Genomic DNA, 14,271 nt, shown 5'->3' with positions numbered 1-14,271 from the left:
TGCGCCTTGCGCCCGCAGAGGTCGAGAGCCGCATTGCCATCGTGGTGTCCGGCGGTACCGAGGGCATCCTCAGTCCGCACGCCACGATTTTCGCGCGGGTCCCTGTCACCGAGCGTGAAAAGGACGAACGCGATGCCCCCAAACGTCTTGCGATCGGCGTCGCGGCGACCCGGGATTTCCTGCCGCAGGAGATCGGACGAAGGCCGCAGATCGAGGCGACCGCCGATGCCGTCAAGACGGCGATGCGTGACGCCGGCATATCGAGCGCGGCGGATGTCCATTGGGTGCAGGTCAAATGCCCGCTGCTTACCGCCGACCGGGTTCGGGAGGCCCGCCGCGCAGGGCATGAACCCGTGACCGAGAGTGCCTACAAGTCGATGGCCTATTCGCGCGGAGCTTCCGCGCTTGGCGTCGCCACAGCGCTCGGCGAAATCACAGCCGCGATCGCCGACGAAGCGGTGTTGCTCGATTGGTCGCTGTGTTCCGGCGTGGCCTCGGCGTCCGCAGGCATTGAGCTCAAAAACAACATCGTCATCGTGCTCGGTAATTCGACCGCGGCATCAGGCGACAGCGTCATCGCGCACGCCGTCATGCAAGACGCGATCGATGCCTCGGCGGTCTTGACCGCCGTGCAGAATGCCGGAGGCGAGGGCGTTCTCGCGACAACAGCGGGCGCATCGCGCATCGTCAACGTGCTGGCGAAGGCCGATCCGTCGCCGGACGGCATGTTGCGCGGCTGGCGCCATATCATGCTGGACGATACCGATATTTCCGCGACCCGCCACGCTCGCGCCGCGGTCGGTGGGGTGATCGCGGGAATCACCGGATGTCCCGCGGTGTTCGTCTCCGGAGGCGCCGAGCATCAGGGGCCGCCGGGCGGTGGCCCTGTCGCGGTGATTTTCCGGGTCTAGAGCCATTTCCGTTCCGATGGAATCGGAACGGGGCTCTAGTCTTTTGTTTTGACGCGTTTTCCTCACGCGAACCGGTGCCCACTTCGCTCGAAAACGCTCTAGTTCCGGCCCCGCCACTGAGTTGACAAGGCGGCCTCGATGGCTTTCGGTTCGAGTGAACCAAGGCCATTCCAGGGAGCAGCCGACATGACAAAAGCCGTGCGTGTGCACAAGGTGGGAGGCCCGGAAGCCCTGGTGTACGAGGCCGTGGAGGTTGCGGCCCCCGGGCCCGGCGAGGTCCGTATCCGCCAGCATGCCGTCGGCCTCAACTTCATCGACGTGTACTACCGCACCGGGCTCTACAAGGCGCCGGGGCTGCCGTTCATTCCGGGTAATGAGGCCGCCGGTGAAGTGGTGGCGGTCGGGCCGGGCGTGACCCATTTTCATCCCGGCGACCGCGTTGCTTATTACCACAATCTCGGCGCCTATGCGTCGGAGCGCAACATTCCCTGGGAGAAACTGGTCAAGCTGCCCGACCACATCACCTATGAGCAGGGCGCCGTACTGATGCTGAAGGGCCTGACGGTCTGGTATCTCTTGCACAAGACCTTCAAGGTCGAGCCGCATCATCGGGTCCTGATCCACGCCGCGGCGGGCGGCATCGGTCTTTTGGCGTGCCAATGGGCGCGGGCCATGGGCGCGCATGTGATCGGCACCGTCGGCTCAAAGGCCAAGGCCGATCTCGCGCTGGCCAATGGCTGCGATCATGTGATCCTCTACAACGAGGAAGACTTTGTTGCGCGCGTCAAGCAGATCAGTCGCAACGAGCTCTGCGACGTGGTCTATGACGGCGTCGGCAAAACCACATTCCCGGGGTCGCTGTCGTGCCTGAAACCGCGGGGAATGTTCGTGAGTTTTGGTAACGCCTCAGGCCCGGTGCCGCCGTTCGCGATTGCCGAACTCAACAACCATGGCTCGCTGTTCGCGACCCGTCCCAAGCTCAATGACTACATCGGCACGCGCTCCGAACTGTTGGAAGGCGCCGACACGCTGTTTGCCGCCGTCATCAACGGCAAGCTGCACGTCCCGATCAACCACGCCTACGCCCTCAAGGACGCCGGCAAGGCCCATATCGACCTCGAAGGCCGCGCCACCACCGGCGCTGCGATCATGCGGCCGTAGCCGTCACGTCCGTCATTGCGAGGAGCTCTTGCGACGAAGCAATCCAGCCTTCTCTCATGGCTCTGGATTGCTTCGCGGAGCCTGTCGTCGGGCGCGCATTCGCGCGACCCGGTGGCTCGCAATGACGGAATTGGTGGTCGTCAGAAAATACCTCAAGACTACGCGACCATACGTGCTGCACCGATGTTCATCAGTATCGCGTCGAGGCCATCGATCATTGCCGATATTTCCTCGCGGGTGACATTAAGCGCCGGCATGAAACGCAGCGCATCCGGCTGTGGCGCGTTCAGCAGCACACCGTCCGCGAACGCCTGCGCGACGATCGACGGGCCGATCGGAAGCTTGAGGTCGAGCGCCAGCAGCAGCCCGCGGCCGCGGACACAGCCGAGCCCGTGCCGCGCCGACAGCCGCTGCAATTCACGCTCCAGAAACAGCCCAGCGTCGAGCGTTGCCTTAAGGAAGGCGGGTGCCGCGACCTGTTCGAGCACGGCCAGCCCCGCGACACACATCAGCGGATTGCCGTTGAAGGTGCCGCCCTGGTCACCATGTTCGAAACAGGCAGCGTGTTCGGTCGCCAGCAACGCCGCCAGCGGCACGCCACCACCGATGCCTTTGCCGAGCGTCATGATGTCGGGTTCGATGCCGGCGTGCTCGTAGTGAAACAGCTTTCCGGTGCGGCCAATGCCGGTCTGGATCTCATCGAAGATCAGCAACAGGCCCTGCGCGGTGGCCAGCGTTCGCAATTCCTGCAGGAATTGATCGGTCGCCGGCCAGACGCCGGCTTCGCCTTGGATCGGCTCCAGCATCACCGCAACGGTCTTGTCGGAAATCAGGCGTGCGACCGAAGCCAGATCGTTGAGCCGCGCCTTGGGAAAGCCCGGGACTTTCGGCTCGAACAGCGGTTCAAAGGCTTTCTTGCCGGAAGCCGACATGGTTGCCAGCGTGCGGCCATGAAAACCGCCTTCGAACGTAATGATTTCATGCGCGCCGCCTCTATGCAGCGCGCCGTATTTACGCGCCAGTTTTATCGCGCCTTCGTTGGCTTCGGCGCCGGAATTGGCAAAGAACACTTGATCGAAACAGCTATGCTGGACCAGCGCACCAGCGAGCTTGAGGCTCGGCGCGTTGTAGAAAGCAGGGCTCGGGCTCAGCAATAGTCTGGCCTGTGTCGCGAGCGCCTCGGCGACGACCGGCGGCGCATGGCCGAGGCAATTGACCGCCCAGCCTTGCACGAAATCGAGATAGCGCTTGCCGCTGTCGTCCCACAGCCATGAGCCTTCGCCACGGACGAAGACGGTCGGCGGGCGAGCGGTGATGTCCATCAGCGCATCGAACGGATGGGGGGCGTGGGTCATGTCGAACTCCTCTGGCGTTGGGTTGAAAAGGCAGGCCGAAACGCGAGAAGGCCGCACTTTTGAGGGTGCGGCCTTCTCGAAAACGTTGCTGAATTTAGTTGTTCAGCGTTGTCGTCGGACACGGCGCGACCCATCATCGTCGATCGAGCGACGACGGAAAGTGGCGCGGAGTTGGGTCCGGGTGAACGTCATGACGCGGCCATACAGCCGAGCGGCAGGTTTTGTCAAGCTTTTGATAGACTGGCGCGGCTTTTCAAGGACTGATCTTGCGCTTGCGAACACGGAGTTCGGCGCGGGCGGTGGCGACGATCTTACCCTCGCTGTCCGTCAGTTCTGCGCTGACTTGCGCGGTGCGCTCGTCCTGATGGGTGATCCGCGCGCTCGCGATGACGGCTCCTAATGCCGCAGGCTTTAGAAACTGCGTATCCAGTCGGGTCGTGACCGCCGTCAAATGCGAAGGCAGTTTGGCCATGACGGCGTTGCCGGTTGCCGAATCCAGCATCGCCGCCAGCATGCCGCCCTGGACGGTGCCATGCCGGTTGGCGAATTCCGCTCTCGCGATAAATCGAAGTCTGACTTCGCCAGACTGCTGGTCGACGGACACGATTTCACGACCAAGAAGCAGTGCCGCTGGCGGCATTTCTTTCAGATGATCCGACATCTCTGCTTATCATGCCGCAATGCCGCGACGGCACGCTCCATCCTGAGTTTTTCAAAAACCCGCGACGCTGCCGTGCAGATCGTACTCGTCGGCGCGCTCGATCTTCGCGGTGACGATCTCGCCGACCTTGAGCGGTCGGCGGCTCGAAACATAGACCGCGCCGTCGATATTGGGCGCGTCCGCCTTGGAGCGGCCCTTCGAGACGGTGGGGCCGACTTCGTCGATGATGATCTGTTGCCGGGAGCCGACCTTGCGCTTGAGCCGGCGTGCCGAGATCTTCTGCTGGCGCGCCATCAGTGCATCCCAGCGCGCCTGTTTGATGTCGTCGGCGACAGCATTGCCGATCGCATTCGATGATGCGCCTGCGACCGGTTCATATTGGAAGCAGCCCAGACGATCGATCTCGGCTTCTTCGAGCCAGTCGAGCAGATAGGCAAAATCCGCGTCGGTCTCGCCGGGGAAGCCGACGATGAAGGTCGAGCGCAGCGTCAATTCAGGGCATTGCTCGCGCCACTTCTTGATGCGCGCCAGCGTTTTTTCCTGCGCGGCTGGACGCTTCATCGCTTTCAGGACTTCGGGGCTCGCATGCTGAAAGGGGATGTCGAGATAGGGCAGCACCTTGCCCTCCGTCATCAGGCCGATCACTTCGTCGACATGCGGGTAGGGGTAGACATATTGCAGACGGACCCAGGCGCCGAGCTCGCCGAGTTCTTTTGCCAGATCGAAGAATTTGGCGCGGACCTGGCGATCCTTCCAGGGCGACTCCGCATATTTGATGTCGACGCCATAGGCCGAGGTGTCCTGCGAGATCACCAGCAATTCCTTGACGCCGGCAGCAACCAGCCGTTCGGCCTCGCGCAGCACGTCATTGGCCGGGCGTGATACCAGGTCGCCGCGCAGTTTCGGGATGATGCAGAAGCTGCAACGGTTGTTGCAGCCTTCGGAAATCTTGAGGTAGGCGTAATGCCGCGGCGTCAGTTTTATTCCCTGCGGCGGCACCAGATCGAGATGCGGATTATGCACCGGCGGCAGCGCGCGGTGCACGGCTTCGAGCACGCTTTCATATTGCTGTGGTCCGGTAATCGACAGCACGCCCGGATAGGCGGCTTCGATCTGCTCGGGCTCCGCGCCCATGCAGCCGGTGACGATCACCTTGCCGTTTTCGGCCATCGCTTGGCCGATGGCGCCGAGCGATTCCTGCTTGGCGCTGTCGAGGAACCCACAGGTGTTGACGATGACGATATCGGCGCCGTCGTGCTTGCGCGCCAGCTCATAGCCTTCCGCGCGCAGCCGCGTAATGATGCGCTCGGAATCCACCAGCGCCTTGGGGCATCCCAACGATACAAAGCTGACTTTGGGCGCGGCGGCCTGCTGCATGTCTGTTTCTGCCTGATTGATGCGCAGGAGCTAGTCCCAATTGCTCATAATTACAAGGCTTTGAGCCGGCCTCCGGCGTGCTATGAAGGGCGCGCCGAAAGATGAGTGATCGATGAGCGCTGAATCGTCGCCTAAAATCGTGATTGTCGACGAGAGCCCGATCCGTGCCGCGATCCTCGAGGAGGGGCTGCGGGAGGCGGGTTTTACCAGCGTCGTCCATATCAGCGAAATGCAGAGCCTGCTGGCGCGGATTTACGCCCTCGATCCCGATGTCATCGTGATCGACCTCGAAAATCCCAGCCGCGACGTTCTGGAGCAGATGTTCCAGGTCAGCCGCGCCGTGCGCCGGCCGATCGCGATGTTCGTCGACCAGAGCGACGCCGCGTCGATCCAGGCTTCGGTCGATGCCGGCGTCTCGGCCTATATCGTCGATGGCCTGAAGAAGGAACGGCTCAAACCGATCCTTGATCTTTGCATTTCGCGTTTCAACGCGTTCTCGAAGCTTCAGGACGAACTCGATCGCGCCAAATCCGCGCTGGAAGACCGCAAGGTGATCGACCGCGCCAAGGGAATCCTGATGAAGCTGAAGGGCCTGACCGAAGAGGAGGCCTATGTGCTGTTGCGCTCCACCGCGATGCGCGAAAAAAAGAAGATCAGCGAGATCGCACAGTCGATCCTGACCGCGTCGGAGCTGCTTAAATGAGTACACCGCTTCACATCGGCTTCATTCCGCTGGTCGATGCCGCCGCCCTGATCGTCGCCGTCGACAAGGGGTTTACCGCGGCCGAAGGGCTGGACGTTACCCTGGTGCGTGAAGTGTCGTGGTCGAATGTCCGCGACAAGCTCAATATCGGCCTGTTCGATGCGGCGCATCTGTTGGCGCCGGTCGCGATCGCCTCCAGCCTCGGGCTTGGACACGTCAAGGTGCCGATCGTGGCGCCGTTCAATCTCGGCCTTAACGGCAACGCCATCACCGTCGCCCCGGCCTTGCATGCGGCGATCTTGGCGGAAATCGATGGCGACCCCTTCGATCCCATGGCAACCGCATTGGCGCTGGCGCGCGTGGTCGCTAAGCGGCGCAAGAGCGGCGCCGAGCCCTTGACCTTCGGGATGACGTTTCCGTTCTCGACCCACAATTATCAGCTCCGGTTCTGGATGGCGGCCGGCGGGGTCGACCCGGACGAGGACGTTCGCCTCGTGGTATTGCCGCCGCCCTACATGGTCGACAGCCTGCGCAACGGCCATGTCGACGCGTTCTGTGTCGGGGCGCCCTGGAATTCGATCGCGGTGGATTTCGGCATCGGCCGCATCCTGCATTTTGTCTCGGACATTCTGGTCAGCGCGGTCGAGAAGGTGCTCGCGGTCCGGCAGGACTGGTCCGAGAAAAATCCGGATGTCGTGGCCGCACTGGTTCGGGCGCATATCCGTGCCGCTGAATTCATCGAGCAGCCGCAGAACCGCGCCGAGGCCGCGCGCATCCTGGGGCAACCGGAGCGCATCGGCGTCGACCCGGAAGTGATCCAGCGTACCCTCGATGGCCGCCTGAAGATCGCGTCCGACGGCACGATGCGCGAGAGCGGTCGCTATCTGCTGGTGGGCAGGGAGGGCGCCGCGCGGCCCGATCCCGCGCAGGCCGCCTGGCTTTACGCGCAAATGGTGCGATGGGGGCAGACAGCCTTGCGTCCGGACGCCCTCAGAACCGCCATGGGCGTATTCAGGCCGGACCTCTACGACATTGCATCCGGGCACCAGGGGAAGGCCTCTGAGGCGTCGGACGCGATCGGCGCCTTTGCCGGGCCGGCCTTCAATCCCGAGGATATCGCCGGGCATCTGGCGGCCTTCAGGATCGGCCGCTGGAAGCCTTAGGCACGGACCGCTGAACCGATGTTAGGCAATCGCCTCAGCAGGCTAATTTTTGAGCGAATTGCCTGAATCTGGCAATGAATCCTTCTTCAGGGTTCCCGTACTTTCCCCATAACATTCTGATATAGCTTGATATTTTATTTTCATCGGTGTGGCACGCAACTTGAATGTTGCAACGCAGCCAGCCGTCGCAGATGCCAGTTGGCCAATGTCCTAGATGGATTTCCGCAGCAACGAGGCTGATCGGACCGTTCTTGGGAATTCAAGCCCGGCAGCTTCTTCGTCGAGCGAATTTCCAGGCGGTCACATCCCGATTTCGTTGACGCCACCGGTTGTGGCCGCAGGAGCTTCGTCGCCGACCATGAAAATCGAACCGCTCACCGTCGACTTTACCGACGAGCAGAAACGCTACCTCGAGGGCTTTACCACCGGTTTGCAGATCAGCCGGGTCGGACGCGGCCTGGGCGGCGCCGGCGCCGGCAAGGCAAATGCGGAGCCGACCGGACCCGACGCCGCGCATCTCAAGGCGCAGGACAAGGTCATTGCGTCGGGCAAGAAGCTCGCCGATCCGGAAAAATACAAACGCGAACAGCATCCGTTCGATGCCTATCCGCGGCTCAAGCAACAGGCCATCGACAATGCCCCGCCATCGCCGGCGGACAATTTCCGCTGGCGCTATTACGGCCTGTTCTATGTGGCGCCGGCGCAGGATTCCTACATGTGCCGGTTGCGGATTCCGAACGGCATCCTGACGCACGGGCAATTTGCCGGAATGGCCGATCTGGCCGAGCGGCTGTGCGGACCGTTTTGTCACGTCACGACGCGCGCCAATCTTCAGGTCCGCGAAATTCCGCCGAAGCACGCGGTGGCGCTGATCGAAGGAATCCAGGATCTCGGCCTGTGCTCGCGCGGCTCCGGCGCCGACAATATCCGCAACGTCACGGGTACGCCGACCGCGGGGATCGATCCGCAAGAATTGCTCGACACCCGCGAATACGCCCGCGAGTGGCACTACCATATCCTCAACGACCGCGCGCTGACGGGATTGCCGCGCAAGTTCAACGTCGCGTTCGACGGCGCCGGCAAGATCGCGGTGCTCGAAGACACCAACGATATCGCGTTCGCCGCCGTTGAGGTGCAAGATGGTTTCGGCGTTGAGGCCGGCATCTGGTTTCGTCTCGGGATCGGTGGCATCACCGGCCACAAGGATTTTGCCAAGGACACCGGAATTATCGTCAAGCCGGCCGACGCCACACTCGTCGCCGACGCCATCGTTCGCGTGTTCATCGATCTCGGCGATCGCACCAATCGCCTCAAGGCCCGCTTGAAATACGTCATCGACGGCATGGGCATGGACAAGTTTCTGGGGCTGGTCGAGGAAAAGCTCGGCTACGCCCTGACCCGCGTGCCCTCGGAAGCATTGGCGCCGCGTCCGGCCTTCGATCGCATGGCGCATATCGGCGTTCATCAGCAGAAGCAGGCCGGCTTGAACTGGATCGGCGTGTCGCTGCCGTTGGGCAAGGTGACCTGCGAACAGATGCGGGGGTTGGCAAAAATCGCTCAGGACCTCGGCGACGGCGATATTCGCCTGACGGTCTGGCAGAATTTGCTGATCCCAGGCGTGCGCGACGAGAATGTTGGGCTCGCGATCGCGGCGATCGAAGCCATTGGTCTTGCCGTCACGGCCTCGCAAATCCGCGCCGGACTGATCGCCTGTACCGGCAATCAGGGGTGCAAATTCGCGGCGTCCGACACCAAGCGTCACGCCGCCGAAATCGGCGATTGGTGCGAGCCGCGTGTCGCGATCGAAACGCCGCTCAACATCCATCTGACCGGTTGTCACCATTCCTGCGCGCAACATTACATCAGCGATATCGGGCTGATCGCCGCCAAGGTGCCGGTCGGCGAGGCGGACGACACCGTCGAGGGCTATCATCTGTTCGCGGGCGGGGGCTTTGGGCCGAATGCCGATGTCGGACAGGAAGTCTATCACGACCTCAAGGCCGAGGACGCGCCGCAGACCGTCGAGAAGCTGTTGAAGGCCTATCTCGCGCATCGCGCATCATCGGATGAAACCTTTGTTGGCTTTGCGCGCCGCCACGATGGCGAAACGTTGCGCAAACTCGCAGATGCCCAGATCTCTGACGCTCAGGTCTCCTCATGAACCAGATGACCCCGCCGCCGAAACTGGAAATCATTCCATCCAGCGCGCCGTTCTCGGAAGCGCAACGCTCCTGGCTTAATGGTTTCTTCGCCGGGCTGCTCTCGACCGACGGCCCGACCGCCTTGTCGGCGGAACAGGGCGCTGCCGTACTGCAAGGCGACGGCGATGATGGCGAGGCGCCGTGGCACGATCAGACCATGCCGATCGCCGATCGCATGAAACTCGCCGAGGGCCGTCCGATGCGGCGGCGGATGATGGCTGCGATGGCGCAGCAGGACTGCGGCCAATGCGGTTATAACTGCAACGACTATTCCGATGCGATCGCCAGCAAAGGTGAGGCGCGGCTGAATCTTTGCGTGCCCGGCGGCAAGGAGACCGCGCGGATGCTCAAGGCGCTGAACGAGGAACTGGAGAAGGCGCCGGCAGCCGCTCCAGGCCCGACGGCCACCCCCGTCGCGACGGCCGCGCCGAGCGCCGCTGAGGTCGGACGTTCACGCGATAATCCGATTGCGGCGACCTTTGTTTCGCGGCGCCTGCTCAACAAGGAAGGGTCCGAGAAGCAGACCTGGCATATCGATTTCGACCTCTCGGGTAGCGGCCTTGATTACGTTGTTGGCGACAGTTTTGGCATCTTCGCCAGCAACGACGTCGGTCATGTCGATCAGATCATCGCCTTGCTCGGCGCCTCGCATACGACGGAAGTCAACGGCAAGACCTTGCGCGAAGTGTTGCGCGACGACGTTTCGCTGGCGCCCGCGCCGGATTCCCTGTTCGAGCTGATCTCGTACCTCACCGGCGGCGCGCAACGTGAAAAGGCGAGGGCGCTGGCGCAAGGCGAGGATCCCGACGGCGACGCCGCCACGCTGGACGTGATGGCGGTGCTGCAGAAATTCTCCAACGTTCATCCACATCCGGAAGCCTTTATCGAGGCGCTGGAGCCGTTGCAGCCGCGGCTTTATTCGATCTCGTCGTCGCATAATGCGACGCCGGGCAAGCTGTCGCTGACGGTGGATACGGTGCGTTACGTGATCGGCAAGCGCAAGCGCCTGGGCCTCGCCTCGATCTTCCTGGCCGAACGCATCAATCCCGGCGACGAGGTCAAGGTTTACGTGCAGAAGGCCCATGGCTTCGCGCTGCCGGCCGATCCGAGCACGCCGATCATCATGATCGGGCCAGGTACCGGTGTCGCGCCATTCCGTGCATTCCTGCACGATCGCCGGGCCACCGGAGCGCCCGGCAAGAACTGGTTGTTCTTCGGCCATCAGCGTAGCCATTGCGACTTCTTCTATTCCGACGAGCTCAACGCGATGAAAACGTCGGGGCTATTGACCCGGCTATCGCTGGCGTGGTCGCGCGACGGCGACAAGAAATTTTACGTACAGGATCGCATGCGCGAGGTTGGCCGCGAATTGTGGAATTGGCTGGCCGAAGGCGCCAACGTCTATGTCTGTGGCGATGCCAAGCGCATGGCGAAGGATGTCGAGCGCGCGCTGGTCGATATCGTCGCCCAGTTCGGCGCGCGATCGACCGATGAGGCCATCAGCTTTGTCGCGGAACTCAAGAAGAAGGGGCGGCTCCAGCAGGACGTGTACTGAGCCGGTTCCGGATTGCTTCAAATCCGAACGAATAATATTCTCGCGCGGCCCATTGCGGGAGAATTTTAGACTCTCCGGGGAGTCCGGGAGAGCATCTGTATCGTTATTTCCGAGGTTGCCTTGCATCCGGCCGCGAACGGCATTCCATTGTGTTCGATGCTGCGTTGGAGAGCGACCATGCGCGAGATTTCGGCGGAAGCCCGCCTGCATTTATATGCGCGTTCCCTTTCCGGACGGACCAGCCGGGGATTGCACGCGGCGGCACTTTACGGCGCCTTCGCCGTGATCGCTGCCGTGGTGTTCGGCACGCTGTCGTATCATCCGTTTTAGGGCACAACCGTCATCCTGAGGAGCGCGCTCTTGCGCGCGTCTCGAAGGATGGTCGCGCATTGTTGCCACCCTTCGAGGCTCGCCGAAGAGGCTCGCACCTCGGGGGGACGAATTACTTTGTCTTGAACGGTGCCACGTCGATGCCGGCGTCCTTTAACGCCTGCCGCACGCCGCGGGCGATGTCGACGGCGCCGGGCGTGTCGCCGTGAATGCAGACGGTATCGGTGCGCATTTTGATCACCTTTCCGGTGACCGAGACCACGGCGCCGTCCTGCACCATCTTCACCACGCGCGCTGCGATGACCTTGGCATCGTGTAACACCGCGCCGGGCTTGCGGCGCGAGACGAGTTGGCCGTCATCCTCATAGGCGCGATCGGCGAATACTTCATGCACCATCGGCAGGTTGGCGGCTTCGCCGGCCTTGACCAGACGTGAATTCGCCAGCACCACGAAGATCAGATTGGGATCGACCGCCTTGATGCCGTTGGCGATGGCCTTGGCGGTCATGTCGTCGTCGCAGGCAACGTTCGACAGCGCGCCATGCGCCTTGACGTGGGTCACCTTGTGGCCGGCGGCGGTCGCAATCGCCTGCAAGGCGCCGATCTGATAGGCGACGAGGTTCTCGATCTCGGAGGATTTCAAGCCAGCAACCGGACGGCGTCCGAACCCGTGCAGGTCGCGATAGCCCGGATGGGCGCCGACGCTGACGCCGCGGGCTTTTGCCAGTTCCACGGTATGGCGCATGATATCGGCATCGCCGGCATGGAAGCCGCAGGCCACATTGACCGAGGTGGCGAGCTCGATCATGGCGGCGTCATTGCCCATCTCCCATACGCCAAATCCTTCGCCGAGATCGCAGTTGAGATCGATTGTTGTCATGTTGGCGGTCCGCTTTAAGTGAGAAGATCGTTGATATCAGTCGGGTGTCACCGTTTCCGCGGGAGATGGAACTTGCCAGGTTTGTGCGTCAACGGCGCTGATGGCGCTGCCTGCGACATTGGCATCTTGCAGCGCTTCGAGGTTGAGATCAAAACTTTCGATGTCGCGGAGACGGTCGGGCAGGGTGGCGATCTCTTTGACGAAGTTCCGCAACGCCTCCTGCGCTTCCGCCATGCCGATGGCCTTGAAGCGAAAGCCACGCCCGGCCGGGATTTGCGCGAAGCGGCCGAAATCGGCCGATATCACGGTTGCGATCTTGGGATAGCCGCCGCTGGTGCCGCGATCGCGCATCAGCACAATCGGCGAACCGTTGCCGGGCACCTGGATGCTTCCGTTGACGGTGCCGTCGGAGACGATGTTGTGGCCGTGCAAATGCCGGATCACCGCACCTTCCAGCCGGTAACCCATGCGGTCGCTGGTCGCCGATATCTTCCATTCGCTGTCCAGAAACAGCTTTTTCATGTCGTCGCCGAATTCATCGTCCTGCGGGCCGAGTAGCACCCGGATCGGGGCGTCCGCAACCGAGGCAAGATCGATCCGGCGCTCGGCCGCGCCGCTGGCATCGGCCACCCGCAATTCGTCACCGGCCTGTAGGGGACGCGGATAGGGACTGCCAAGGCCCGCGCGCGCATTCACGGCCAGGCTGCCGAACATCGACTCGCCCTGAACGCCGCCTTCGATCGCGAGATAACTGAACGAGCCGCCGCGTGCGAATCCGAGTGTCAGACTTTCACCGTCGGCGAGCGTCACGGAGCTGTCGAACGCAACCGGGCGCTTGGCGATATCGGCGTTGCGCCTCGCACCGGACAACGCGACGCGGACCGCACCGTCGCGTGCGGTCAAGGACGCGCCGAACGGACCGATTTCGATGGCTGCGGTGAACGGCGGGTTTCCAACCAGAACATTGGCGGCGGCGAGCGCCAGGCGGTCCATCGCGCCGCTCGGCACCAGCCCGTAACGCTGCGAGCCCGGCCGGCCGCCATCCTGGACGGAGCTCGCGGGCCCGATACTGGTGACAGCCAATCTGCTCATGACGCCATCAGCTCGGCGATGATTTCACCGGCGGCCGCGGCACGATCCTGTTCGGCGAACGTCTTGTGGTCGACCACCGAAAATGTCACGCGGTCGCCGGGCTCGAGCAGGAAGGTCGGCTGGCGATGCAATTGATAGGTTCTGACCGCAGTGCGCCCGAGCAGATGCCAGCCGCTCGGCCCGGCCAGGCATTGCACGCCGGCCTGCACGCCGCCGATGGAAATGGTCCCCGCCGGCGTCAGCAGCCGGGGATTCTGCAATCGCGGCATTTGCAGCGAATCTTCCAGACCGCTGAGATAGGACCAACCGGGCGTAAAGCCGATCATCGCGACGCGGTAATCGCCGGCGACGTGCCGGGCCACGATGTCATCGGGGGTCGCATTCAACGTCTTGGCGACGTCCTCGAGATCGATGCCATGCTCGCCGCCGTAGGCCACCGGAATGCGCCAGCGCCGCGTGATGGTCGCGGGCGGAACGGGCAGCTTCGCCAGCGCGGCGAGTTTCTCACTCAACGCGTCGAAGCCGATCACAAGCGGATCGTAATGCACCAGCAGCGATCGGTAGGTCGGCACCGTCTCGGTCACGCCCGCGATTCGGTCGCGCGCCAACGTGCGATCGAGCGCCAGCACCCGCTGGTTGGCCGCGTCGTCGACGTTGCGGCTGAATTCCACCGTGATGGCGCTGTCGCCGCTGGGCAGCAGGCGGCTCGGGGCAAGTGGCTTGGCCATGATCCTTAAAAACTCGGGCCGCACGAAATCGGGCCTCACAAGAGCGTAGGCGCGAGATCAAGCTCTAGCGCGTTTCGGGTCGAAGTGGAATCCGCATTGTCGAAATGAGCCTGCAAGTTCAATAAATTAAACGACACGCTGGTGATAAGATGGG

At 62.7% G+C, this 14,271-nt stretch carries 13 protein-coding genes; 7 read left to right on the top strand and 6 right to left on the bottom strand.

The genetic code is table 11. The features are described 5' to 3' along the window. Positions 1-911, top strand: a 911-nt coding sequence (gene atzD / locus GSQ88_RS04665; protein ID WP_159006223.1) for a cyanuric acid amidohydrolase, incomplete at its 5' end; no start/stop codon positions are given. 186 nt (positions 912-1,097) lie between these two features. Then, positions 1,098-2,072 (top strand): quinone oxidoreductase family protein, encoded by a 975-nt coding sequence (locus tag GSQ88_RS04655; RefSeq protein WP_159006221.1) that lies wholly within the window; start codon positions 1,098-1,100, stop codon positions 2,070-2,072. 158 nt (positions 2,073-2,230) lie between these two features. Here GSQ88_RS04655 and GSQ88_RS04650 read toward each other — a convergent pair whose 3' ends face one another. The 3 genes from GSQ88_RS04650 to rimO all read right to left on the bottom strand — a co-directional run bounded on the left by GSQ88_RS04650 (position 2,231) and on the right by rimO (position 5,465). Then, on the bottom strand, positions 2,231-3,427 hold the full coding sequence (locus tag GSQ88_RS04650; protein ID WP_159006220.1) for an acetylornithine transaminase: 1,197 nt from the start codon (positions 3,425-3,427) through the stop codon (positions 2,231-2,233). A gap of 253 nt (positions 3,428-3,680) precedes the next feature. Then, on the bottom strand, positions 3,681-4,088 hold the full coding sequence (locus GSQ88_RS04645; protein ID WP_246735060.1) for a PaaI family thioesterase: 408 nt from the start codon (positions 4,086-4,088) through the stop codon (positions 3,681-3,683). Between the two features lie 51 nt (positions 4,089-4,139). After that, on the bottom strand, positions 4,140-5,465 hold the full coding sequence (gene rimO / locus GSQ88_RS04640; protein WP_159006219.1) for a 30S ribosomal protein S12 methylthiotransferase RimO: 1,326 nt from the start codon (positions 5,463-5,465) through the stop codon (positions 4,140-4,142). A 112-nt stretch (positions 5,466-5,577) separates the two neighbouring features. Here rimO and GSQ88_RS04635 point away from each other — a divergent pair, with 112 nt between their 5' ends. The 5 genes from GSQ88_RS04635 to GSQ88_RS34885 all read left to right on the top strand — a co-directional run bounded on the left by GSQ88_RS04635 (position 5,578) and on the right by GSQ88_RS34885 (position 11,417). Beyond that, positions 5,578-6,168: an ANTAR domain-containing response regulator gene (locus GSQ88_RS04635; RefSeq protein WP_159006218.1), complete on the top strand. Its 591-nt coding sequence runs from the start codon at positions 5,578-5,580 to the stop codon at positions 6,166-6,168. Beyond that, positions 6,165-7,331: a CmpA/NrtA family ABC transporter substrate-binding protein gene (locus tag GSQ88_RS04630; protein ID WP_159006217.1), complete on the top strand. Its 1,167-nt coding sequence runs from the start codon at positions 6,165-6,167 to the stop codon at positions 7,329-7,331. Before GSQ88_RS04635 ends, GSQ88_RS04630 begins: the two co-directional genes overlap by 4 nt. 358 nt (positions 7,332-7,689) lie before the next feature. Beyond that, entirely contained in the window at positions 7,690-9,492 is a 1,803-nt protein-coding gene (locus GSQ88_RS04625) for a NirA family protein (protein ID WP_174247916.1), read from the top strand. Beyond that, the gene (locus GSQ88_RS04620; protein ID WP_159006215.1) at positions 9,489-11,087 is read left to right on the top strand and encodes a sulfite reductase subunit alpha; all 1,599 of its coding nucleotides are present in this window, start codon (positions 9,489-9,491) and stop codon (positions 11,085-11,087) included. The genes GSQ88_RS04625 and GSQ88_RS04620 overlap by 4 nt, the downstream gene beginning before the upstream one ends. A gap of 177 nt (positions 11,088-11,264) precedes the next feature. After that, positions 11,265-11,417 (top strand): hypothetical protein, encoded by a 153-nt coding sequence (locus GSQ88_RS34885; RefSeq protein ID WP_174247915.1) that lies wholly within the window; start codon positions 11,265-11,267, stop codon positions 11,415-11,417. Positions 11,418-11,529: 112 nt separating this feature from the next. Here the strand turns inward: GSQ88_RS34885 and GSQ88_RS04615 are convergent, their stop codons facing one another. Genes GSQ88_RS04615 through pxpB form a run of 3 tightly spaced genes read right to left on the bottom strand, consistent with a single transcriptional unit; the run spans position 11,530 to position 14,117 of the window. Further along, positions 11,530-12,297 carry a LamB/YcsF family protein gene (locus GSQ88_RS04615; protein WP_159006214.1) on the bottom strand — a complete coding sequence of 256 codons (768 nt, stop codon included), beginning with the start codon at positions 12,295-12,297 and terminating at the stop codon, positions 11,530-11,532. 36 nt (positions 12,298-12,333) lie between these two features. Then, positions 12,334-13,389: a 5-oxoprolinase subunit C family protein gene (locus GSQ88_RS04610; RefSeq protein WP_159006213.1), complete on the bottom strand. Its 1,056-nt coding sequence runs from the start codon at positions 13,387-13,389 to the stop codon at positions 12,334-12,336. Further along, positions 13,386-14,117 (bottom strand): 5-oxoprolinase subunit PxpB, encoded by a 732-nt coding sequence (gene pxpB, locus GSQ88_RS04605; RefSeq protein WP_159006212.1) that lies wholly within the window; start codon positions 14,115-14,117, stop codon positions 13,386-13,388. The genes GSQ88_RS04610 and pxpB overlap by 4 nt, the downstream gene beginning before the upstream one ends. Positions 14,118-14,271 lie beyond the last annotated feature (154 nt).

Source organism: Bradyrhizobium sp. S69, from assembly GCF_009766005.1.
GTDB lineage: Bacteria > Pseudomonadota > Alphaproteobacteria > Rhizobiales > Xanthobacteraceae > Bradyrhizobium.
The sequence above is the reverse complement of the archived record's forward strand: the minus strand, read 5'-3'. Positions and strand labels throughout refer to the sequence as shown.